This window comes from Prosthecobacter sp., from assembly GCF_034366625.1.
Lineage (GTDB): Bacteria > Verrucomicrobiota > Verrucomicrobiia > Verrucomicrobiales > Verrucomicrobiaceae > Prosthecobacter.
Map to the genome: position 1 here is coordinate 90,758 of NZ_JAXMIH010000010.1, position 23,609 is coordinate 114,366.

Sequence of the window (23,609 nt, forward strand, 5' to 3'; positions counted from 1 at the left end):
CCAGTGGACCATGAACCGACTCCTGGCCCTGCTTTGCCTCACCTTCGTCGCCGTCGCTGCTTCTGCGGCCGACAAACCGAACATCATCTTCATCCTCTGCGATGACCTCGGCACCGGCGACGTGAAATGCCTCAATCCCGAAGGCAAGATCGCCACGCCGCACATGGATCGTCTCGCGAAGGAGGGCATGATCTTCACCGACGCGCATTCCGGCTCCAGCGTCTGCACGCCGACGCGTTACGGCGTGATGACCGGCCGCTACGCCTGGCGCTCAAAGCTGCAAAGCGGCGTGCTCGGCGGTCTGAGCCCGCGTTTGATCGAGCAGGGGCGCCTGACCGTCGCCAGCATGCTCAAAGGGCTAGGCTACTCGACTCACTGCGTCGGCAAATGGCACCTCGGCATGGACTGGGTGCGCAAGGGCGATGTCACCGAACTTGGCATCGAATCAGAAGGCCAGGTGAACAACGTCGATTACACCCAGCCGATCACGAACGGCCCCACCAGCGTCGGCTTTGACACCTACTTCGGCATCAGCGCCTCGCTGGACATGGTGCCGTATTGCTTCATCGAAAACGACCGTGTGCCAGCGACTCCCACCGAGACGATGAAGCTCGCCATGAACGGCTCGGGCGGCAAGATGAGCTTCACCCGCGAAGGCCCCGGCTCCCCCGGTTTCCGTGGAGAAGATGTGCTGCCATCGTTCACGAAGCGTGCGCTGAAGATCATCGACGAGAAGTCCGCCGGAGCGAAGAAGGGCGCTCCCTTCTTCATCTACATGCCGCTGAACTCACCGCACACTCCGATCCTGCCGAGCGAGAAGTGGCAGGGCAAAAGCGGCCTCAGCCTCTACGCCGATTTCGTCATGGAAACCGACGACGCCATCGGCCAGATCATGCGCGCGACGGAAGAAGCTGGAATCGCCAAGGACACGCTCATCATCGTGACCAGCGACAACGGCTGCTCCCCGCAGGCGAACTTCCCCGAGCTTATCGCGAAGGGTCACAATCCCAGCGGCGTCATGCGCGGCCACAAGGCGGACATCTTTGATGGCGGCCATCGCGTGCCTTTCATCGCGCGCTGGCCCGCGAAGGTCAAAGGCGGCCAGACCACGGGCCAGTTGACCTGCCTCACCGATTTCACCGCCACCGCTGCTGAAATCGTGGGTGTCAAACTCCCCGACAACGCCGCTGAGGACAGCTTCAGCTTCCTACCAGTGTTGCTGGGCGAATCCGGCAAGGCCACACGTCAGAGCATCATCCATCATTCCATCAACGGCTCCTTTGCGTTGCGTGAAGGTGCGTGGAAACTTGAACTCTGCGCCGGTTCCGGCGGTTGGAGCGATCCGCGGCCCGGTTCGCCCGGCGAGAAAGGTCTGCCGAACACACAGCTCTACAATTTGGAGAGCGACATTGCCGAGAAGACCAACGTGCAGGACAAGAACCCCGAGATCGTCGCCAAGATGACCGCCCAGCTCGAAAAAATCGTCGCCAATGGCCGCAGCACGCCGGGGACGCCGCAGCAGAACGCGGTCGAGGTCGTGCTGCGCAAACCGACTCCCATCGCGAAGGCGAAGAAGAAGGCCAAGTGAGCGGCGAATGACGAAACCAGAATGAGGAAAATCGAATGAATGACCAATAACCGAAGGCGTTCGCCATTGGGATTTCGGTATTCCTTCGTCATTCGCCATTCTGGTTTCGTCATTTTTGATCTCCCTCCAACCCGTCAATTCGCCGCATTTTCCTCGTGCGTTCGTAAACCTGCCCGCTAACCTCGCGGCCTCGCTTCCCAAACCAAGCATCTACTATGAGCAACTCCGCACCCAAACTCCACAACGCGATGTGGCCCGGCCTCGTCGGCAAAGGCACAGGCGAAGGCCAGGAACCCCCGATCAGCCTTGAGCGCATGCTCGATCTCAGCGCCGCGGCCAATGTCGGCGGCCAGAAGTTCGAAGGCATCGACTACTTCCTCTTCCTCCCGCACACCAATCCCGAGGCCAGCGACGACGAACTCAAGAAGATCGCCGATCTCATCGCCAGCAAAGGCTTCAGCGTCGGCTCCCTCGTGGCTCCCGTGTGGCCCGGCACCGTCGGTGATTCCGCCATGGGCGACGACGCGCAGCAGGAGAAATTCCTCAGCGCCGTGAAAATGGCCTGCCGCATCGCCAAGATCTTCAATGCGCACGGCGTCCGCAAATACGGCGTCATCCGCATCGACTCCGCCGAGTTCGGCGTGGCCAAATGGCGCGAGAACCCGAAGGCGAACACCGCCCGCATCGTGGACACCTTCAAGAAGGCCGCCCGCATCGCCGCAGACAGTGGCGAGCGCCTTGCCGCCGAAGGTGAAATCTGCTGGGCCGGCATGCACTCCTGGAAAGACATGCTCGATGTCCTCGAAGGCGTCGGCATGCCGAACGCGCTCGGCTTCCAGGCCGACCTCGCCCACACCTACCTCTACACCCTCGGTTACAACGCACCCGAGCATGCTCTTCTCAAAGAAGGCTACAGCGACGCCGAGTTTTGGGCCGCCTACGAACAGATGACCGACAAGCTGCGTCCTTGGACCATCGACTTCCACGTCGCACAGAACGACGGCACCGTCCACGGTGCTGGTTCACACGACAAGACCGGCAAGCACTGCCAGGCGGACGATCCCAATGGCAAGCTCGACATCACCAAGGCCTCCGGCTACTGGCTCAAAGACGCCGCCGCCCGTGGCATCCAGCACATCTGCTGGGATGGCTGCATGTTCCCGAACGCCGTGCTCGAAACGCCGGACACCTGGAACAAGATCCTCGCCGCGATGATCAAGGTGCGCGACGCACACGGCTGGTAAAGTAGCCATCATCGCTCCGCGTGATGAGCGCAACGCATTCGCAACGCCGCAGAGTCTCACCACCCTGCGGCGTTTTCATTTCACCTCAGAACGCATGCATCGCCTGCTTGTCATGCTCCTCGTGCTCGCCTCCTGTGCGCGCATGCCCGCCCCAGCCACGCTGCCACCGGAGATCGCCGCTGTTTTGCCCGCAAGCTGTCAGCAGGTGCTCTTGGTCACTGCCGCCGACGACAAGACCACGGCTGCGGAGCTCCGCATGCTTCAACGCACCACGGCGAATGCCTGGAAGAGCTTCAGCACGGCCATTCCCGTTCGCGTCGGGCGCCATGGTCTCGCCTGGGGACTTGGCGAGCCCGCTTTGCCTGCGCCTACCGGATTTCGCCTCAAACAAGAAGGAGATGGCTGCGCTCCAGCGGGCATCTTCCGCATCACGCAGGCCTTCGGCTCCGAATCGAAGCCGAACTGGATCAAACTGCCCTACATCCGCTGCACCTCGCATCATTTCGGCATCGACGATGTGCGTTCGCGTCATTACAACCAGATCGTCGATGATCGTGAGGTTGCCTGCGACTGGACCAGTCCCGAAACGATGGTGCCCAGCGGCGGCTGTTACCAGCTCGGGGCTGTGATCGCTCACAATCCACAAAACCTGCCCGGACGCGGCTCCTGCATCTTCCTTCACATCTGGCAGGGCGAAAGCGTCCCCACCTCCGGCTGTACGGCGATGCGCGAGAGCGATCTTCGCTCCATTCTCATGTGGCTGGATCCCGAAAAAGATCCACGGCTCGTGCAACTGGTGCGAAACCCGGAATGAACAACGTCAGCGATGTTCGATCACATCGTTGCTCTTGAAGCGCACTTTCGGCAGTGATGCGTAGCGGTCATCGGCATGGCGATAACCAACGGGGCAGAGGACGGCGGTGGTGAGGCCCTGGGCTTCGAGGCCGAGGATTTCGTCGTATCTTTCGGCAACGAATCCTTCCATCGGGCAGGTGTCGATGCCGAGCAGGGCGCAGGACGCCATGAACTGGCCGAGGGCGATATAGGCCTGCATCTTGGCCCAGACGGTGATGTATTGGCTGCGTTCGCCGGTGACGACATCGCCAATGAGCATCCTGCGAAAACCGGCGAGCGCATCCGGCGTGCCGCCGCGCACTTCGGCGATGCGGATGAGGTTCGCGTCGATGTCGGCCTCGGTCATGGTGCGTTTCGTGGCCATGACGACGAGATGCGAGCAATCGGCGACCTGACGCTGCCGCCAGGAATGCGGCACGAGTTGTTCACGCAGATCCTTGTCCTGAATGATGAGAAACTTCCATGGTTGCAGGCCATAGCTGGAGGGCGTGAGCACGAGCGACTCCTCCAAAGCGGCCCAGATGTCGGCAGGGATTTTCTTCGTGGAATCGAAGACCTTGGTGGCATAGCGCCAGTTCAAGGCGGCGAGGAGTTCGGTGGGAGTCATGTTCAACAGTTCGCGGTTTGGCACGGAATCAGACGAACTGCAACCGGCAGACACGCTAAAGCGTGAACAACATACTCATTCCAGTTCCGGTGGCACGTTGCCGTAGGTCCAGGGTTTGCCAGCGAAGGGCGAGATCTTGGGAGGCTCGGGCTTCGGCTCGGGAGCCATTTGGTTGGCGAGTTCGATGCCCTTTTGGGCCATCTGCGTGCCAGCAGTGATTTCGAGATTCGAGTAAGCGGTGAGGCGTGTTTCGTAACCGCCGCCATTTGGGCCAAAAGCCTCCTCCGTGGGCACATAGCCGACGATGCCATTGGAAAGCTCGCACGGGAAGGTGAAAGCGTGCTTGCTGCCTTTTTTGATGTCGAGGCCATACTGCACGAAGTACTCGGCAGGATTCGAGACGAAGCACGCGGGGCCGATTTTGACGCACTGCACCTCGCAATCGACCAGCGGGACGGTTTTGTTGAGGTGATCGAGCATGACGATCTCCTTCGCAAAGATCCATTCCGTGGGTTCGACGGTGTTCTTCGGCTTCTGCACGATTTCGAGACTCTTGGCGACGCGTTGCGCCGAGGGCGGACGGCGTTTGATCTTGAGCACCTCCTGGCGCGTCTCGACGGGAGCGGATGTGGTCTTCGGTATCGCAAGCAGGGTGCGGATCGCTTCCGCTCCGATGCGGCTGCCGACAAATTGCGACCATTCCTCCGGTTTCGGGCGCTGGTTCGGGCTGAGATTGTCCACCTGCGTCACATCACCGCATGCGCCCTGCATAAAGACGATGGGCGCACGCGTGCCGAGGCCGCCTTGGATGGTTTTTTCGAGATATTGAATCCAGTTGGCCGAGATGCCACCGGGATTGGTGGTGGCATGGCAGGCGTAGTTCACCACGACACCGACAAGCTGGCCCTGCATGTCCCACGCCCCGATGACGCCGACCTGTGGGTCGATGGGACCGGCGTATTCGAGGATGTCCGGATTGCCAGCGCCGGGATGACTCCAGCTCTGGCCGTTCTTCATGCGCAGACGACGGTTGAAGGCGACTTTGTCCTCATGGCCGTAGCCAAAGCCGAGTTGCACGGGCACCTTGCCTCGATCCGCTGCGACAACACCGGCGACGATCTCGTTTGTCAGACGCAGCAGGTAGCCAGCATCAGCGCAGGAGGATTCCTCATACGCGAGCTTCTTCACTAGATCGGACGCGGCATCGTATTCGCCTGGCATCACCATGCCGACGGGGCCGGAGCTGTGAGAATGCGAAGCGCAGATCAAAACGGCGTCGCCCTTGATTCCAGTGGCTTTTTCAATCTGCGATCTGGCATCCAGCACAACCTGCCGTGGCACGACGAGTGCATCGAGGCCGATGACTACGGCACGTTTTTTGCCATCGTCGAAGAGGGCCACGCGCACTTTGCACGGATCGTGGAAGGTTTTGTGGAAGCCCTTGCCGTAGCCGCCGGGCTGCTCCATGCCGATGCCGGGTGTGATGTCACGCTCGGCGAAGCCAGCCTTGATGCTTGAGGTAAGAGCGGGTGTCTGGGCGTGCAGTGTCGCCGTGAGAAGACAGAGGAGAAGGGTGGGGCGCATGCCACGGAGTACGTCCTGCGACAGCAGATTCCTGAGAAAAAACTTACAATTCATTCTGGCGTGGATATTGCATCTTGCCTGCGGATAGGACTATCCTTCCGCCGTTCGACTCCTCCCGGTTCGTGCATGCTCTGTATTACATCGCCAAAGGCCAGAAGACTCTGGGGCCCTGCTCCAAGGATGATCTGCGCAATTTCCTCGCGTATGGATCGATCAAGGACAGCGATCTGGTGAAACGCGAGGATGATGAACAGTGGCGGCCGGTTTCCACGCTGCTGGAACTGCATGCCGAGGGGCAAGTTTCAGCCGACGGTCTCACCGTGCGGCCTTCACGTCGGCGTGTGGCACGCTACCGTGATTACACCCGCGTGCCTTACAGCCAGCGCGGCGGCGCTGTGCTGCGGCGCATGATCTTGGGCTTCTTGCTTTTTCCGCCGTTGCTGTGGTGGGCGGCGGTGTCGTTGTACTCGGACCATATCTTCCGCCGTAAGAAGGACGAAAACGGCTATCTTAGAGTCTGGGGCCGCTGGGTGGAGGTGCTGGTGACCCTCATGATCATCATCAACGCCGTCGCGTGGTGGGCGGGCATCACTTATGCCTCGTGGATTCTTGGTCCGGGTCTGAATGAGCTGATGAAAGGCCTGGGCGAGGCTGGGGATGTGATCAAGGGCCTCTTCAACGACATGTCCATGAAGTGACTGTTTTTTGCGAATAGATCAACTGCCGGGATGCCCGGCAATACGCCGCTTGTCATTCGCTGTGCAGGATTTGGCATCCTGAAGCTGGGTTGACACGGTGACACTTCTTCCTGCGTTGGTTGCGGCATGAAAGCCACGCTGCTCATCCCGATCATCGCCGCCGTCTGCCTCGCCTCCACTCTTGCAGCGGCGCAGCCAGACACCGCCGCCTCGAAGCAAATCGATGCCCTGCTTGCTCAAAGCTGGCAGAAGCAGAAGATCACGCCGAATCCACTGGTGGGTGAAGCCACGTTCCTGCGCCGTGTTTATCTCACGGTCGTGGGCCGCATCCCGACGCTGGACGAGGCGAAGGCCTTCCACGCCTCACAGGCTCCCGACAAACGTGCGAAGCTCATCGACTGCCTGCTGGCAAGCGACGGTTATGTGCAGCACGCCTTCAACTACTGGGCCGATGTGCTCCGTGCACAGAGTCAGGGCGTGGGTGGCAGCACCACGGCGCAGCAGTACCTGAACTTCATCCGTGAATCCCTGCGCACGAACAAGCCATGGGACCAAATGGCCCGCGAACTGGTCTCCAGCGAGGGCACTTGCTTCGACACGGGCGCCATCGGCTACTACATGCGCGACCGCGGCATGCCGCTCGACAATTTGTCCAACACCACGCGCATCTTCCTTGGCACGCGCATGGAGTGCGCTCAGTGCCACGATCATCCCTTCGACAAGTGGACGCAGAAGCAGTTCTTCGAGATGGCGGCCTTCACCCACAACATGAGCGCCACCAGCTACCGCTCGAAGGGCAACGACGAGGTGCAGAAAATGATGCGTGCCGACAAGTCGCTCGACAGCCAGTCACGTGATCTCATGCGCCAGGCGCTCAATGAGGCCTTCCGTCCGCTGCGTGACACGCTCGTGGTGCAGAACAAAGGCGCCATGCGCCTGCCGCACGATTACAAATACTCCGACGCGAAGCCGAAGGATGTCGTGCAGGCTGCCGTGATGTTTGGCAAGCCGGTGACGCTGAAGAAAGAGTCGAACACCATCGGTGAATTTGGCCAATGGCTCACTTCCGCCGAGAATCCTCGCTTCACCACGATCATCGCGAACCGCCTGTGGAAGCGTGTCTTCGGCGCGGGCATCTATGAGCAGGTCGATGAGATGATGGACAACAGCGTGGCCTCGAATCCTGAGCTGATGCGTTATTTGGAGAAGCAGATGGTGGCGCAGAAGTATGACATGAAGGCCTACTTGCGCATGCTGCTGAACACGCAGGCCTTCGCCCGCGAAAGCACCAAGGAAATCAGTCCCGGTGTGCCTTACTATTTCCAAGGGCCTGTTTTCCGCCGCATGACCGCCGAGCAGGTGTGGGACTCGCTCGTCGCCCTCGTCAGCCCTGATCCTGAGCAGCCGAACTGGAGCGCCCGCGAGCGCGAGAAGCGCGATCTCGAAAACCGCCGTCGTCTGTCCCAGATTCTCGACCAGACCGAGGCTCCGTTGCTCTTTGAGGCCTCGAAGGCTGTCGCCGATGCCATGCGCGAGCAGAACAAAGAGTTCGATGCCCTGCGCAAGGAACTCGACGAGGCCCGTGCCAAGGACGACAAGGAAAAAGCCCGCGACATTCAGCGCCGCCTCGGACAGAGCCAGCGCATCCTGCGCGAGAACGTCTCCAAGCACTTCTACGCTGCCGCGAAGAAGTCTGGCAATGAGAAGATCCAGGCCGAACTGGCAGCGGTGAGCGGTGGTGGCTCGATGGACATGGCGATGATGAGCCTGATGGAGGACACGCGTGTCGATGCCAAAGACATGCCGCTCGATCCCAAGCTCCTGAAACGCATCAAGGCCGATGAGCAGGTGCTCGGCATCAAAGACCCGAAGAGCGCCAAGAGCTACGAAACTTACCAGAAGACGCTGCATCAGACTTGGAGCCGCGCTGCTGAACAGCCGTCGCCCGCCCCACGCGGCCACTTCCTGCGTGAGTTTGGCCAGAGCGACCGCGAGATCATCGAAAACGCCAGTGACGAGGCCAGCGTGCCGCAGGCGCTCACGATGATGAATGGTTCACTCTTGGGGCAGATCACTGGTGCATGGTCTACGCTCAGCATCAACCTCCGCAAGGCAGCGACCAACGAGGAAAAGATCAACACCTTCTTCCTCAGCCTCTACTCCCGCCCGCCAAGCGCGAAGGAAAAGACGCAGATGCTGCAAACCCTCGAATCCTACGCCTCCAACAAAAACCTCTGGGAAGACATCACCCTCGCCGCGCTCAGCACACAGCGCTTCATCTTTGTCGAGTAGGCCCGCTTGAAACTGTAAACCTCAAACTTGAAACGATCATGAACTCCGAACTTACCCGCCGCTCCGTGATGACCCGCATGGCCCAAGGCTGCCTTGGCGTCGGCCTGCTGCCTTCGATGGAGCATCTGTTCTCCGGCAAAGCCCTGGCCGTTGGCGAAGGGGCCGCTGTGGCGAAACAGGCGGCCACCGCGCGCAATGTCATCTTTCTCTACATGACCGGCGGCCAGAGCCATCTGGACACCTGGGATCCGAAGCCCGACAACAAGGAAGTCGCCGGGCCGGTGAAGGCCATCAAGACGAGCGCCGATGGCGTGCAGATCAGCGAATACCTGCCGCGCATGACCAAACAGATGCATCACGCCTGCGTGATCAACTCCATGGCCACCAACACCGCCGCGCACGAGCAGGCGAACTACTTCATGCACACCAGCTTCGGCCTGCGCAGCACGATCAAGCACCCAGGCATGGGCGCGTGGCTGAGTTTCTATCAGGGCAGCGGCAATCCGGCGCTCCCGGCCTATGTGTATGTCGGAAACGACAGCCGCCATCCCGGCGCGGGCTTCTTTGCGAAGAAGCATGGTCCGCTCATGGTCAACAATCCCGAGGCCGGGCTGCAAAACGTGCGCCCGCAGAAAGGCGTGACCGATGAACGCTTCGCCTTGCGTCGTGAAATGGCCGGGGCGCTCGACGCCGAGTTTCAGGGCAAGTGGGAGACGCGCAACGTCAAAGCCTACTCCGACATGTATGACGACGCGGTCAAACTCATGAAAAGCGAGGATCTCGTGGCCTTCGATCTCACCAAGGAGCCGGATGACCTGCGCCAGGCCTATGGTCGCGATACCTTCGGCCAAGGCTGTCTGCTGGCGCGTCGTCTCGTCGAACACGGTGTGCGCTTCATTGAGGTCAGTTTTGGCAGTTGGGACACGCATGTGGCGAATTTCATCAACACACCGCGTCTCTGTGACACGCTCGACACCGCACTGGCAGCGCTCGTCACCGATCTGGAGCGCCGGGGCATGCTCGACAGCACCATGATCGTGGTCAGCTCCGAGTTTGGCCGCACGCCGAAGATCAATCAGAACCAGGGCCGTGATCATTATCCGATCTTCAGTTCAGTCATCATCGGCGGCGGCATCAAGGGAGGCATGAAATATGGTGCCACCACTCCTGATGGCGCAGGCATTGCCGCTGACAAAGTCGGACCGCCTGATTTGAACGCCACCATCGGCTATGCTCTCGGTCTTCCACTCGATCAGGTGATCTTCTCACCCAGCAAGCGTCCGTTCACTGTCGCCGACAAAGGGCAGCCGCTGACGCATCTGTTTGCATAAAAGCTCATCGCCGTTATCGGGCCAGCCCTTGACACTGACTTAAGCGCTGCTTTCACTGGGAGCACATGATTGACCGGGTAGAGCGTGATCGAATGATTGTGGTCATCGAGGGCTACCTTGATGACCGGATCACTGCCTTCGAGTTCGATAAGCAATTATGCCCGGCCAGTAACAACGACCAGATGGCGGCAGAAATCGCGCGCCTGGCGTGGTTCCACTACGATGATTGCAAGGATCATCATGTCGTGATGACCAAAGAACAGTGGAACTTGTTTCAAAGGTTCATTTTGCTCCTGAAATCCGATTTGGAGGCTCTGCCGGAGTTGCCAATATCAACGGTAAAACGCTGGGGATGGGATCACGGGCTGGCTCTGGTCGTGTGTCTGCTGTTTGTCGCATTGGCTTGCTGGGTGGGCTGGGGGCCGCTGTTGTTTCTGCTAGCCCTGCCTTTTGGTGTGGTGTCACTGATGATTGACCGGTATCGCACAGGGCTTGAGCCTGTGTCGAACCAGCGTGATCCGGCCTTTTTTCCACTGAATAATTTTGTTCAGCTCAGCCAGTTGCGGAGGCGAACCATGGACTTCGAGAAGCGTCAGTACCGGCAGGAGATTTCAACCCGTCGCATTCGTGACGAGGCGGAGCAGCAATTGAACTGCTTCATGGGATATGTGTTTCGACTGCTGTTTGGCCCGCTGATGCTGCTGGGGCAGGCGTTTCCCAGTACGAGCATCGCCGCGCCTGTTAGCGAAAGCGAAGGCCAAAAAAATGCCCGGCAGCGTGAACTGCCGGGCGATGGGAAGCGGGAATGAACAGGCTGGCAGCCTGTGTCACGCTGGTCAGACCTTGTCGGAGCTATAATCCCAGCCGTCGCGGACGGCGGCACGCTTGATGAGCTTGTTGGCGTCGGCGTTGTCGGATTCCTGCTTCGCGGCGTCCCAGTTGATGACTTTGCCGGGGTTGGCGATGGCGAGATTGCCGAGAAGGCAGAATTTCGTCAGCGGCACGGAGTAGTCGAAGTTGCTACCGCAGATCTTGTTCTGTTCGATGGCGCGGACAAGCTCGAGCTGAGGCTCGCCTTCGGCGATGGATGGCTCGATCTTCAATTCAGGCGATTTGCCGCCGAGGAAGTCGGTCATCTTCGTGCTCGGGATGAGACGCGGGCTGCCGCAGTAGTCGTCAGTGTTGAGGATCACGCCGGCATCGCCACGGAGGATGAAGCCGCCCTTGATCTTGTCCCAGTCGCGGTCGGCTTCGAGTTCGGCCGGACGCTCGGGTTTGCGGCTGCCTTCATACCAGTGGAGTTTGATCTCGCCGTATTTCTCGGTCTTGAAGTAGCAGACGACGTGGGAGGACTTTGGCCAGCTCACATCGGTGAGTTCACTGCATTCGGCTTCCATCTTGTAGGGTTCACCGAGACCGCAGGCCCAGAAGGGACCGTCGAGCAGATGGCATCCCATGTCACCCATGGCACCGGCGCCGTACTCGGCATGGCCGCGCCAAGCGAAGGGATGCAGGCCGTTGGTGAAGGGGATGGACGGGCATTGCGCCAGCCAGGACTCCCAGTTCAACAAATCCTGGGTGGTGTCCACCATGATGTCTTTGCCATCGGGCCCTTTGGCCTTCTCCTTCACCTTCGGCATGGTGCCGGTGATGTACTTGGCCTTGGCCTCGTTGCCCTGTGGCCAGATGGGGCGGTTGGTCCAGACGTGGATTTCTTTGACGTTGCCGACGATGCCTTCGCTGACCCATTGCTTGAGGAAGCGGATGCCCTTGCCGGTGTGGCCCTGGTTGCCCATGTTCGTCTTCACGCCCATCTTGCCTGCGGCCAGATGCAGCTGATTGGCCTCCCAGATACGGTTGACGAGGGGCTTCTGCACGCAGACGTGCTTGCCACGCTTGATGGCCTCCATGGCGGCAGGGTAATGCGCGTGGTCAGGTGTGGAAACCGTGCACAGGTCGATCTTGTCGCCCATGGTTTCAAACATCTCGCGGAAGCTTTCGAACATCTTCGCATCAGGATATTTGGCCTGGGCTTTCTTGAGGCGCTCACGATCCACGTCACAGATGGCGACCACATTCGCGCCCTTGGCGGCGATTCCGATGTCGCTCTCACCTTTGCCGCCGGCACCACCGATGCCCGCGACATTGAGTTTTTTGACGCCACCTTCTTGGCCGATCAGCAGATTGGGGAAAAAGATCCCGCCCGCAGTTGCGGCGGTGCTACGAAGGAACGTACGACGATTGGGGAATAAGGAGGGTTTCATGGTTGGATTAAAACAGGGGATGAGGATAGCGGAAGGGCGGTGAAATACGCAACGGGAATGTCACCGTCGGCAAAAATCACACCGCATGCGCAGTACTCGCCTTGCAGCCTGTATGGCTGCCAAACCCGGGCCGAAATGATTGAAAAAATCCACCCTCACGCTTGCAACCACGGCGGGCACCTCTATTCTTCGCGCCCGCCACCCACTGCCTCATGGTGTAATGGTAACACAGCAGATTCTGAATCTGTTATTCAAGGTTCGAATCCTTGTGAGGCAACCACGCTGCCCTAGCGAGCACGTGGATTTGGTGAATGCTCCCGGTGACCTGTTAAACCACAACGGCCTTGTTCTGAGCGGCCAGGATGGCGGAATCCAAGCGTGCCAGACGATGGGCGCTGGAGGCTGTTTCAATGCCTTCGAGAGCACGGTAGGTCTTGCCAATCTTTTGCACGAGTCCGCAATTGGTCAGCTTGAGAATCTTCTCATACGAGCGCAGCCGGAGCATCTCCTCACCGCCGCTGACGGCGTTCTTGAGCTTCAATCCTTCGAACACTTTCGTGAACAGGGCTTTGAACTCATAGGTTTCGCCCTTGGAGAGCACGTTCACGAGTTCGTCAGTGACGTGGTCAACTACCCGGCGGGAGAAAGGCGCTTTTTTCGTGACTACTTTAGTGGTGACCATCGTTCCCTGTACCACAAGAATATGGTTCTGTCTCAGAAACCATCATCAAATGTGACGATTCATTCACCGGCGAGACATTTCATGCGAGTAAAAACGCGTCTTTGGCACGCCGGGTCAGCCGTTTGAAGGCGAATTCGGCCTTTAGTGCGGCGGACTTGCCCTTCTGCGGCCAAGAGCGCAGCAGTTTTACCGGTCCACGTCCACGTGTGTAGCGGGCTCCCTTGCCTGCATCGTGTCGGGCAATGCGGCTGGCCAGATCGTTCGTGATGCCGCAGTAGAGCGTGCCGTCCTTGCAGCGCAGCACATAAAGGCACCATTTTTTGGCAGGCTTGGCCCTGGCGTCGGGAGTTTTCTTTTTTGGCACGTGGCTAGATTAGCCTGTGGCGGTGAAAATCAAAACAACTCACTGACCGTGGCACCGTCGGTGAGCGGGATCGGCCGTCCATCCGCCGAGCGGTAATCGATCTCGCGGTAGTCATAACCCAGCGCGGCATAGATGCTGGCATGGATGTCTGCCGGTGAGACGGGGCGATCTTTCGGATAAGCGCCCGTGGCATCGCTGCTGCCAATGACCTGCCCGCCACGCACACCTCCGCCAGCCAGCAACACGCTGTAGCAGCCCGGCCAGTGATCACGGCCCGCGTCATTGTTGATCTTCGGTGTGCGGCCGAATTCGCCCATCCACACGACCAGCGTGCTCTCCAGCAGGCCGCGTTCCTCCAGATCATCGAGCAGCGCGGCATAGGCCTGTTCCATCGGGGGCACGAGGCGGTTCTTGAGACCGTTGAAGTTGTCCTTGTGCGTGTCCCACGTGATGGACGGCCCGTTCACCGTGGTGACAAAGCGCGTACCAGATTCGATCAAACGCCGCGCTAGGAGATGCGACTGCCCCCAACTATGCCTGCCGTAGCGTTCGCGGACTTTGTCGGGCTCTTTGGTGAGATCGAAAGCATCCGCCGCCTTGCCGGATTGCAGCATCGCGGTGGCCTGCTCGTTGAAAATATCAATCTGCTTCGTTTGCGATGAGGCAATGGGCTGCGAGGCAGCGCTCATGTGGTTTAGCAACGCGAGCCGTTCCTGAAAACGTGCCGGTGTCAGGCTTGCATCGAGTCCCATGTTCTTCACGCGGAAGGTGGCCGCGTTGGGATCATCATCGAGGACGAAGGGATCGTAGCGCGTGCCCAAACAGCCGCCGAACTGACCGGGCGTGAGATAGACCCTGCTGTCGCAGTGCGGAAACGGTGTGATGACATATGGCGGTACGCCCTTGCTGAATCCATCGCGCTGCGCCAGCCAGCCGCAGAGTGTGCCGACGCCGGGAAGATCCGTCGGGCTAGGGGTGATCAGCGTGCTGTCCACGCGATACGGCCTGCCCGTGGTGGCCCAATGCATGCCGCCATTGTGACTGCTGTGGCCATGATGCACGCTGCGGATCAGCGCCAGCTTGTCCATGCGCTTCGCCATCTGCGGCAGCAACTCCGTGATGTGGATGCCCGGCACGTTCGTTTTGATCGTCTTGAACTCACCTCGAATCTCCGACGGCGCGTCCGGTTTCGGATCCCATAGGTCGATGTGGCTCGGCGCACCGCCATTGAAGATCATGATCACCGATTTGGCCTTGCCCAAGCCGATACTGCTAGGTCGTGATAGCGATGCGAGCGCTCCGAGCTGGTTCAGACCGTAGCCCAGCATGCCCATGCCGCCTGCATGGAGAACGTTGCGCCGTGAAATGCGCATGGCTGGAGTCGGTGTGCCCACGATGTGCAAACCTACGAGGGCAGGGGAGTGATCTTGCGTGGCAGGCGCTTACGGCACCCATTCGTCCGACCCCACATAGAGCCAGATGTGGACATGGTTGTTTCGGATGAGTGCCCGCGTCACGGCTTCGAGTTTTCCAAACACAGTTCCAAGGTCGTACTCCAACCGGATGGCCCAATAGACATATCCATTCCATGTTTCCTTCTCGGGCTTGCCCCATCGGGTTATTTTGCCCGTTTGTGGCTCCGTGACCTGCTTTTCCTCCATGCTCTTCAGCATGCAATCATACGTCCCCTGCTTGTTCGGGTCCGGTTTCGGTCCCGGATCGTTGGGATCACCCTTGGGTTTGATGACCTCATTGGCAGCTTCGGCATGCGAGCAGGCGAGACCAAGTCCGAGGATGAATGGGAGGCGCTTCATGCGTGCTGCAACGAACCAGGGCGCTCTCACGTTAGGCGCTCCTCAACTCCGCCATTTCAAGTCCACCGTCACACCATTCCATGCATGCTCCGGGATGTGCGTGTGCGTGGTGAAGGCACCTCCTGAGGTGGACAGCCGGGCCATCGTCCAGCCGGTGGTCGAGGTCTGCTTGTTGGCCACATACGAGGTGGCGGGCGTGTTGAGAATGTGGATGCCCTCATGCGCGTAGAAGTCACGATGATGGATGTGTCCGTGGATGTAGGCTTTGATGTGCTTTCGGGCTGCGAACGCCTTCCATAACGTCTCCGAGTCCTCCAAGCCGCCAGGGAAGTGCAGGGGATCACCACCGAGACGCGGATTGTGATGCGCAAAGACGAGCGCGGGCTTGTCGGCGTGTTGATCGAGCAGTTTTGTCAGCCAGGCCATCTGAGTGTCGCCGATGAGTCCTTGCGTCACCATGGTCGCCTTCAGTGAGTCGAGCAGGAAAAGATTCGCGCCCGCCAGTTTCACCACGCCGACGTGTTTCGACTCAACGGCGGGTGACTCTGGCCTTTCGCTCTTCAGTACCTCGTAAAACATCGCGCGGTCGTCGTGATTGCCCATCGTGAGATGCAGCGACACACCCGCGTCGCGCAGCGGGGCGATCAATCTGGCAAAATGCTCGTAATCACCGCGCTTGCCATCCTTCAAGGCCAGATCGCCGTTGATGACAACCGCAGCCGGGCGTTTCGGCAGCGCCAGCAGGTAGGCGACCGTGTTGCGCAGGTTTGTCGGGATCGGAGCACTCACCAGATGCTGCGCGCCGATGTGTGTGTCGTTCAAAATGGCGATCAGATTGTCATCTACCTCTGCCGCAGAGGTTTCGACCTGCGAGAGCGCGACGGCGGCTCCGAATTGAGTGATGAACTGACGGCGGGAGGTGAGATGCAGCGGCATGGCGGGTGATTATTTCTTCCAGAGGATACGCGCCACATGCACGCGGTTGTTCGCGCCGAGCGGATGTCCGGGGCGGATGGCCACATTCGGCCCCCAGGTCTGCATCCATTCCGCCACGGTGACCCAAGTCTCGTTCGCGCTGACTTCGCAAACACCAAAGTTGCCCAGCCGCGCTCCATGCTCGGGCACCAGCACGACTTCGGTGGCACGTTTCACGCGCAGGGTGTCGCGATTCACTTCCGCCATGAAAAGCGGCGCGCGATGACGGAAGACGTGATCGTTGTGCGCGCCCTTCCTCGTGTAAACGAGATACAGCCGGTCCGCATGCGTCACCCAGTGCTGCTGCGTGTTGTAGTTGCCCAGTTCCGTGCCGTCCTCCCAGCACCACATCGCCGGCTTGCTGAAGTGCTTCCCGTCGTCGCTGACGGAGACATAACCGGCCGTGTCGTTGCGCAGCGTCAGGTAAAAGCGCCCGCCGCATTGCATCAGCGATGGCTCATACACTCCGCGGCCGGATTCCAGTGTCAGCACGTCGCCATGCTCGCGATAAAGCAGCTTCGTGCCGTCAAAGACGCAGCGCAGCACGGTCACCGAGTAATATTTGTCCGTTTTTCCTTTGAAATAGATCGGCAGCAGGATGTCACCGTTGTCCAGATCGACGCGCTGCACGCTTCCCGCACCTGCGCTGTGAAATCGCGGATCGTCCGGCATCTCCAGCGTTGTCCAAGACGTCCACTGACGCGTCTTCTCGTCATAGACCGCATACGCGGTCTCACGCTTCCGGTCATGAATCACCTTGTCGCCGCTGTAACGCACAGTGTGGCCGATGCCGAGCAGTTTGCCGCTCTTCGCATGCCACTTCGGAGTGAAATCGCACGTCGCCACGATCACGTCGTCAGGCTCGCTACGACGTCCCAGCGTCTCGCCGTGCTCGGTGATCGGACTCCAGGTCTGGCCGAGGTCATCACTGCGCGTGTCATTCAGCGCAAAAAACACATCGCTACCGGTGAGCAGCAGCTTCTGCATCGTCAGCACCACGCTGGGCGTTTTGCCAGGAATGGCACCTGCGCGTGGATGCACCCAGCAGGTTTTGCCGTCGTAGCCTTCGGAGACAATCGTGTGCTTCACCTCAAACGGCAGCCCGGCGGGTGGTGGCGGTACGAGTTGAAGATGCGAGCGCAGTTCCGGCACCTCGCGCGCCAGTCCTTCGGCCACCAACCTTGCGATCATGCGCGCGCCTTCCGTGGAGAAATGCGTCCGGTCCGTGTCCGAGGGGCCATACAGCTTGCAGAACTTCTCCCCCATCTGGTCAAACAGCGCAAAACTCGCCTGATGCAGATCCACCACTGGCACCTGCATCTCTTGGCCGACCACCTTCACCGCCTCAACATACGGTGTCAGCGTGGACGTCATTTTGCCATCCACATACACCCGCCGTGCCACGGAAGTGATCAGCACCGGCTTTCCGCCGCCATCTCGCACCTCGGTGATGAAGCGTCGCAAATTCTCACGGTAGGTTGTTGCCGCATCCGTCTCGCGCTCAGGCCCTTTGCCCGGCTGGTCGTTGTGACCGAATTGGATCAGCACCCAGTCTGCTTTCTCCTTCAACACACGGTCCCAGAGCCCCAGCGCGCGAAAACTCATCGTGCTCGTCCCCGAGCGCGCATGATTGATGATCTGCGCTTTGGGCATGAACTCCTGCAACATCTGCCCCCACCCGGCGAGCGTGGGCCGGTCCTTGGGGGCTTCGTTCACCGTCGCCACCGTGGAATCACCCGCGAGCACCACCCTTGGCTGCGTTTGCGCCTGCACACTCAGGGTGAACAAAAAGCCGGAGAGAAAGAGTGTTCGGAGCATGAGATCAGAACGCTGCGACGTTGGTTTCCTCATCATGGACCGCCGCGATTTCATCAAAACCACCACTGCCGTTGCCGCTTTGACAGGAACACGGACACTCAAGTCCTCACCTTCTGCCAAACGTCAGCCCGAGCTCATCAAAGCCGAGAACGCCAAACCCGGCGCAAGCTTCCAGCTCACGCGCATGATGCCCGACAACGCGAAGTCCTACCGCACCTCGCTCATCGAAGGCTACTGCTCGCGCCAGTCCATCAAAGCCGGTGAAAAGCTCGACATCTTCGTCAGCACGAAGCCTGTGGCGAAATTCACCATCGACATTTTCCGCATGGGTTACTACGACGGTGCAGGCTCACGTTTGATGACCACGCTCGGCCCCTTCACTGGCAAAGAGCAGCCCGTGCCCGAAATGGGCGAGCAGCGCCTGCGCGAATGCCAGTGGGAGGCCAGCACCACGCTCACGATTCCCGCCGACTGGCCCAGCGGTGTCTATCTCGGCCGTCTCTCCACCGTGCCCGAAGCTGCCGACAAACCTTACTGGCAGAGCTACATCATCTTCATCGTCAAAGACGACCGTCCTGCCGACATCCTCTTTCAATGCAGCGATAACACCTGGCAGGCCTACAACCGCTGGCCGGTGAATGAATCGCTCTACACCGATCCACGCGCCGCACATGCGCCCGGCGTCAGTGGCAGCTTTGACCGGCCTTACGGCAAGTATGTGCAGATCTTCGACAACCCGCAGAGCATGGGCAGCGGCGAGTTCCTACTGTGGGAATTCCCGCTGTGCTACTGGCTCGAAAAGGAAGGCTACGATGTCACCTACTGCTCCAACGTCGATAACCTCGAACCTGCTAATCTGAGCCGTGCCAAAACGATGATCAGCATCGGCCACGACGAATACTGGGACGTGCGGCAGTTTCACAACGTCAAACAAGCCATTGCCGACGGCCTTAGCGTGCTCTGGCTCTCAGCAAATGACGTATACATGGTCACGCCCTTCACCCCGAACGCCAAAGGCGATGCAAACCGCCGCCTCACGCGTGAAACCTGCTTCGGCGAGTTTCGCGAAGAAGAAAAAGCGGCCTATTCCAAGGTTCTCGGCCCCTTTGAAAATCCAGGCCCCGACGAACGCGACATCATCGGCGCACGCACCATCGTCCCCTTCAACGGCGGTGGCGACTGGACCTGCGCCAAACCCGATCACTGGCTGTTTGAAGGCACCGGTATGAAAATGGGCGACAGCATCCCCGGTCTCGTCGGCTGGGAATTCCACGGTGATCCCGACACCGCCCGCGAAGGCCTCGAAGTCATCGCCGAAGGCAACGTCTGGGCTGGCGGCACACGCCTCGGCAAATATGCCGCCACGATTTTCGAAGGCCCGAAGAAAAACATCGTCTTCAACGCTACCACCATCTTCTGGAGCCAAGGCCTCAGCGATCCACCTGGCCACATGATTCCGTGGAGCCACTACTCACGTCCGCATGGACCGGATGCGCGCGTGCAGAGAATCACTGCGAATGCGATCAAGCGGGCGATTGGATGAAAGCTCACTCAAACACGATCAGACTCCGCGCCACTTCGCCGCGCTGGAGCGCGTCATACGCTTCATTGATCCCCTCCAGCGGGTAGCGCTTGGTGACGAGTTCATCCAGCATCAGGCGGCCGGACTGGTGCATGCCGATGAGCAGCAGCAGATCAGTGCGTGGCTGGGTGCTGCCGTAGAGGCTGCCGCGCAGGGTTTTCTCGGCATAGACGAGTTGATTGACGTTGATCGACGCCCGATCCGCCGCGCTGGTGATGCCCACCATCACGCACATGCCGCCTTTCTTCGTCGCATCGAAGGCCTGTTCGGCGGTTTTGCCTGAACCGTAGGCTTCGAAGGAATAATCCACACCTTTGCCGTCGGTGAGGTCTTTGATGGCCTGCACGGGATCACCGGCGTTCACATCGACGTAATCGGTGGCTCCAAACTGCCGCGCGTCGGCTTCTTTGCGGGTGAATTTGTCCACCGCGATGATCTGTCGCGCTCCGGCCATGCGCGCGCCTTGAATGACGTTCAAGCCGATGCCACCGCAGCCGATCACGGCCACCGTGCTGTTGGGCTGCACCTTGGCCGCGCGCTCCACCGCACCCACGCCGGTGATGACACCGCAGCCGATCAGCGCCGCCTTCTCGAAGGAAAACTCACGCGGAATTTTCACCACCGAGGCCTCCGGCATCGTTGAGAGCGAGGAAAAGGCCGAAACGCCCGCGTAATGCCGGATGTTCTCGCCCGCTGCGTTTTGAAACCGAGTGGTGCCGTCCGGCATCAGGCCGGTGAAACGCATTGTCGTGCCCATGTCGCACAGCGCGGGGCGTCCGCTGGTGCAATACTCGCATTTCCCGCACGAACCCCGCCAGACGAGGATCACATGATCGCCGATCTCCACCGAAGTCACGCCTTCGCCGACCGCTTCGATCACACCGCTGCCTTCGTGGCCCAGGATGATCGGCATCGGCATCGAAAGATCGCCCTTCATCACATGGAGGTCGCTGTGGCACACGCCCGCCGCCTTCATCCGCACCGTGACCTCGCCCTTTTGCGGCGGCAGCACGCGCACCTCCTCGATGCTCAGGGGGGTCTTCGCTTCATACAAAACGGCGGCGGGGGCGAGGGTGGACATAGCGGGATGAGAGAGAGTCGTGGAGAACGGGCAAGCGAATCATCGCCTGGTTGAACCACCTCTGTGATGCAGGATGAACCGGTTGTGTGGAGCCTCTCCTTCATAGTACGCCAATTGACCTGGAACACAGGATATGAGAGTTCCCTCCTCAAAGCCGAAGATTTTGTTGACCACATCGGCTAGGGGTTTCGTGGTGCCATCCATCTCCTTGTTTACACTCACGATGTAACACTCTTCAGGCGCTCCTCTGCGTCGTAGTTCTGCCAAGAAGGCCACGATTGGAGTTGGTTGCACCTGAGAGCTCCTCCACGCACGCAGGGTCAAAGTCGTTAAAATGGTAGAGTTGGCGCAAGAATTTTTGTCTTCGCTTCGGATCACTGAGAAAATAGACGCAACGATCTCGCTTTTCGGACACGACGAATGTGTTGATCAAATCAATCTCTCGGGTGGTATTCATTGTCTGTTGGCCCCGGCAGGTTGCCTGAGACGAGTGGTTTTAGCATTGTGCAGATCACAAGAGCGAGAATTTTCCACAAGAATACGTGTGTCGACAAGAACGATCCCCCACTCCCCGGTTGCAGCCGCCGCCGGTCTCGCTGACATAGCGCCCGCATGTTTTCCTACCGCAAGACTTTCTCCCTTCTCGGCGCTCTGGCGTGGCTGGGCGTGACCGGTCTCCGTGCGCAGACGCCGGAGCCGCTGCCGCCGACGGCACCTGCCGCCGAGGCCAGGCCTGATCTGCCCGCCTTGCAGGCCGCCGCACGCGAGGCGGAGGCAAAGCTGCCGAAGCCTGAGTCGAAACCGCAGAGCTACTTCGATCTGGCGCCGGCGCAGCGGGAGCGTTGGCAGACCTACCTGCCGCAGACACTCTTAAAGCTCACCCGCCGCGAACGCGTGCAGATCGTGGTGCTGGGCGATGCGATCCTCGATGGCGCGAAGACCGAGGGTGATGCCGATCCGCTGCTCAAGAGCTTTGCGGGCGTGTTTGCGAAGGCGCTGGCGAATCAATTCTACTATACCGGCGGTGTGCGCGTGATTCGGCCGGGCTCCGAGCTGCGCAGCAAGGAGAGCATGGTCTTGGGGCCGGAGATTCTGCTGCAGCCGGTGCGCACCTCGAGCATCGTTTCCGCCGCCTCGGCGCTGGCGACGGTGGGGTTCCAAGGCAAGCCGGATGTGGTGCTGGTGGCTCATGGTCTCGAAGACGGTGTGGCGGGTACTTCGACAGCGGATGTGGCCATCGCCATGCGCAGCCTGCTGGACACGGCACGCACGCATCGTCTCGAAGTCATCGTCGCCGGGCCGATCCCGCAGGCGGCGGACCCGGAGGAGACGAGTCTGGCGCTCACCCGTGGGCCGGACAGTGTGATGCGTGAATTTTGTGAAACAGGGAAGATTTTGTTCTCGGACCTCGGCGATTTCTCGCGGCTGCTCACCCCGCCTGCGGGAACCAGTGAAGCCCATCTGCTGTTCCCGGCGCTGGTGCAGCAGTATCAAAGCCGGCTCAACACCGCCCCGCCCGGCAAGGTGGCGACACCGACGGCGGACATGCATGCGGCGATGGGACGCATCCTGTTTGAAGATGTGATGAAAGGCACGCCTGTGGTCGCATGGAGGCTCAGCGATGCGAATGCGACGTTGGAGGGGCAGGGGAAGCTGACGCTCGAATTCCAGGTCACCAACACGTCTCGTGAGACCCTGCCCATGACGGTGCTGCCGCTGGTGCCGCTCGGTTTGAAGCTCAAGGACACGAATCCCGAACTCACGCTGGCTCCTGGAGCGAAACAAGCGGTGAAGGTGAGCTACACGATCACGAACACCCTCCAACTGCCGCTGAGCGATGGCAAAGTGCGGCTGCCGGTGCTGGTGATCGCGGGCAAGGAGTCGCGCATCAGCGATCTCGTGGTGCCGCTGCACCCGTTCAGCGCTTCCTGGAATGCACGCGTGGCCTTCAATCAGGAATCAGAGTTTTCGCCTGAGCTGGAAATCACCAACAGCACAGCCGCCGGCCTCAACGCTTCTTGGGAATCAAGCTGGGGCGGCAAAAGCCAGGAGGGCAAGGTCTCGCTGGATGCGAATGGCTCCGAGACACTGCCACTGAGGCTCGCGCTGCCTGCGGACGCCAAAGCGCCGTTCCGCCAGCGCCTGCCGCTGAACTTTGCTGTGAGCGCCAACGGTGTGCGGCAGATTTTTGACCGCTACGTCGAGATCACGCGCAACTTTGGTCTCAAGGAAACCGTGCCGTTGAGCACGGCGGATGGTCAGCACAGCGCGGTCACGCTGCGGGCGGATGCAGACAGCATGAAGTTTTTTTTGACACTGGATCTGACCGGCGTGGATCTTGTGGATGGCGCCTCGGGCAAAGCCTATGAACTGCTGCTGAACCTCGATGCGCGCAGTTATGGCGAGCGCCTGACACCAGGTGCCACGGCGGCACTGCGCATCACCGGCAAGGCGGGCGATGGCGCGGGGGAGATTGATCCCATTGCGCCCTGGGTCTTCGGCAGCGGTTACGCGGCGGAGTTTGAAGTGCAGGAGATTCAGGCCACGCTGAGCAGTTCTGCCAGCGGAGGCCGCAGGCTGACCATCACACTGCCCAAGAGCTACCTCTACCGCCACGAATGGGCGCTGGAGAATGGCAACAGCCAGTTGGGCATCAATCTGCGGCTGACCGGCGGCGGACGTGAGTATTTCCTCACCCGCAGCACACGCCAGGGAGACGATGCGGAGAGTTTGAGCGTATTGGAACTCACTGACAAACCCACCCGCCGCTGGACCGTGCGCGTGGAGTGAGAAGCAAAGGGCGTAGAGCGAAGGGCAAAGAGTCCAGAAT

The 23,609-nt window shown here is 60.0% G+C and carries 19 protein-coding genes and 1 tRNA gene; 10 read left to right on the plus strand and 10 right to left on the minus strand.

The window, feature by feature from the left end:
* The first annotated feature begins 10 nt into the window (after positions 1–10).
* From U1A53_RS12820 to U1A53_RS12830, 3 genes are all read left to right on the plus strand, one after another.
* A complete protein-coding gene (locus U1A53_RS12820; protein WP_322281445.1) occupies positions 11–1,588 on the plus strand; it encodes an arylsulfatase in 1,578 nt (525 codons plus the stop codon).
* A gap of 215 nt (positions 1,589–1,803) precedes the next feature.
* Positions 1,804–2,832 carry a TIM barrel protein gene (locus U1A53_RS12825; protein WP_322281446.1) on the plus strand — a complete coding sequence of 343 codons (1,029 nt, stop codon included), beginning with the start codon at positions 1,804–1,806 and terminating at the stop codon, positions 2,830–2,832.
* A 94-nt stretch (positions 2,833–2,926) separates the two neighbouring features.
* A complete protein-coding gene (locus U1A53_RS12830; protein ID WP_322281447.1) occupies positions 2,927–3,646 on the plus strand; it encodes a L,D-transpeptidase family protein in 720 nt (239 codons plus the stop codon).
* A 6-nt stretch (positions 3,647–3,652) separates the two neighbouring features.
* Here the strand turns inward: U1A53_RS12830 and U1A53_RS12835 are convergent, their stop codons facing one another.
* Together U1A53_RS12835 and U1A53_RS12840 are read right to left on the minus strand one after the other, a co-directional pair.
* Positions 3,653–4,294 carry an NAD(P)H-dependent oxidoreductase gene (locus U1A53_RS12835; protein WP_322281448.1) on the minus strand — a complete coding sequence of 214 codons (642 nt, stop codon included), beginning with the start codon at positions 4,292–4,294 and terminating at the stop codon, positions 3,653–3,655.
* A gap of 75 nt (positions 4,295–4,369) precedes the next feature.
* Positions 4,370–5,878, minus strand: a complete 1,509-nt coding sequence (locus tag U1A53_RS12840; protein WP_322281449.1) for a hypothetical protein — start codon at positions 5,876–5,878, stop codon at positions 4,370–4,372.
* Positions 5,879–6,000: 122 nt separating this feature from the next.
* On the opposite strand from U1A53_RS12840, the gene U1A53_RS12845 reads away from it, so the two are divergent.
* The 4 genes from U1A53_RS12845 to U1A53_RS12860 all read left to right on the plus strand — a co-directional run bounded on the left by U1A53_RS12845 (position 6,001) and on the right by U1A53_RS12860 (position 11,008).
* Positions 6,001–6,576 (plus strand): DUF4339 domain-containing protein, encoded by a 576-nt coding sequence (locus tag U1A53_RS12845; protein ID WP_322281450.1) that lies wholly within the window; start codon positions 6,001–6,003, stop codon positions 6,574–6,576.
* 126 nt (positions 6,577–6,702) lie between these two features.
* Positions 6,703–8,868: a DUF1549 domain-containing protein gene (locus U1A53_RS12850; RefSeq protein WP_322281452.1), complete on the plus strand. Its 2,166-nt coding sequence runs from the start codon at positions 6,703–6,705 to the stop codon at positions 8,866–8,868.
* A 38-nt stretch (positions 8,869–8,906) separates the two neighbouring features.
* A complete protein-coding gene (locus tag U1A53_RS12855; RefSeq protein ID WP_322281453.1) occupies positions 8,907–10,199 on the plus strand; it encodes a DUF1501 domain-containing protein in 1,293 nt (430 codons plus the stop codon).
* A 65-nt stretch (positions 10,200–10,264) separates the two neighbouring features.
* On the plus strand, positions 10,265–11,008 hold the full coding sequence (locus U1A53_RS12860; protein WP_322281455.1) for a hypothetical protein: 744 nt from the start codon (positions 10,265–10,267) through the stop codon (positions 11,006–11,008).
* Between the two features lie 27 nt (positions 11,009–11,035).
* Here the strand turns inward: U1A53_RS12860 and U1A53_RS12865 are convergent, their stop codons facing one another.
* The gene (locus U1A53_RS12865; protein WP_322281456.1) at positions 11,036–12,463 is read right to left on the minus strand and encodes a Gfo/Idh/MocA family oxidoreductase; all 1,428 of its coding nucleotides are present in this window, start codon (positions 12,461–12,463) and stop codon (positions 11,036–11,038) included.
* A 206-nt stretch (positions 12,464–12,669) separates the two neighbouring features.
* Between U1A53_RS12865 and U1A53_RS12870 the strand changes: the two genes are divergently transcribed.
* Positions 12,670–12,743 (plus strand) — tRNA-Gln (locus U1A53_RS12870).
* A 48-nt stretch (positions 12,744–12,791) separates the two neighbouring features.
* Here U1A53_RS12870 and U1A53_RS12875 read toward each other — a convergent pair.
* The 6 genes from U1A53_RS12875 to U1A53_RS12900 form a co-directional block, all read right to left on the minus strand.
* On the minus strand, positions 12,792–13,070 hold the full coding sequence (locus U1A53_RS12875) for a hypothetical protein (protein WP_322281458.1): 279 nt from the start codon (positions 13,068–13,070) through the stop codon (positions 12,792–12,794).
* Positions 13,071–13,224: 154 nt separating this feature from the next.
* Positions 13,225–13,509, minus strand: a complete 285-nt coding sequence (locus U1A53_RS12880; RefSeq protein ID WP_322281460.1) for a GIY-YIG nuclease family protein — start codon at positions 13,507–13,509, stop codon at positions 13,225–13,227.
* 29 nt (positions 13,510–13,538) lie between these two features.
* On the minus strand, positions 13,539–14,882 hold the full coding sequence (locus tag U1A53_RS12885) for a DUF1501 domain-containing protein (protein ID WP_322281461.1): 1,344 nt from the start codon (positions 14,880–14,882) through the stop codon (positions 13,539–13,541).
* Between the two features lie 69 nt (positions 14,883–14,951).
* The gene (locus tag U1A53_RS12890) at positions 14,952–15,323 is read right to left on the minus strand and encodes a hypothetical protein (protein WP_322281463.1); all 372 of its coding nucleotides are present in this window, start codon (positions 15,321–15,323) and stop codon (positions 14,952–14,954) included.
* A gap of 42 nt (positions 15,324–15,365) precedes the next feature.
* Entirely contained in the window at positions 15,366–16,259 is an 894-nt protein-coding gene (locus tag U1A53_RS12895) for a metallophosphoesterase (RefSeq protein ID WP_322281465.1), read from the minus strand.
* Positions 16,260–16,268: 9 nt separating this feature from the next.
* Positions 16,269–18,116, minus strand: a complete 1,848-nt coding sequence (locus U1A53_RS12900; RefSeq protein ID WP_322281466.1) for a GDSL-type esterase/lipase family protein — start codon at positions 18,114–18,116, stop codon at positions 16,269–16,271.
* A gap of 34 nt (positions 18,117–18,150) precedes the next feature.
* Here U1A53_RS12900 and U1A53_RS12905 point away from each other — a divergent pair, with 34 nt between their 5' ends.
* Entirely contained in the window at positions 18,151–19,659 is a 1,509-nt protein-coding gene (locus tag U1A53_RS12905) for a N,N-dimethylformamidase beta subunit family domain-containing protein (RefSeq protein WP_322281468.1), read from the plus strand.
* 4 nt (positions 19,660–19,663) lie between these two features.
* Here the strand turns inward: U1A53_RS12905 and U1A53_RS12910 are convergent, their stop codons facing one another.
* Entirely contained in the window at positions 19,664–20,779 is a 1,116-nt protein-coding gene (locus U1A53_RS12910; RefSeq protein WP_322281469.1) for a Zn-dependent alcohol dehydrogenase, read from the minus strand.
* 612 nt (positions 20,780–21,391) lie between these two features.
* Here U1A53_RS12910 and U1A53_RS12915 point away from each other — a divergent pair.
* The gene (locus U1A53_RS12915; protein ID WP_322281471.1) at positions 21,392–23,569 is read left to right on the plus strand and encodes a hypothetical protein; all 2,178 of its coding nucleotides are present in this window, start codon (positions 21,392–21,394) and stop codon (positions 23,567–23,569) included.
* Positions 23,570–23,609: the final 40 nt, after the last annotated feature.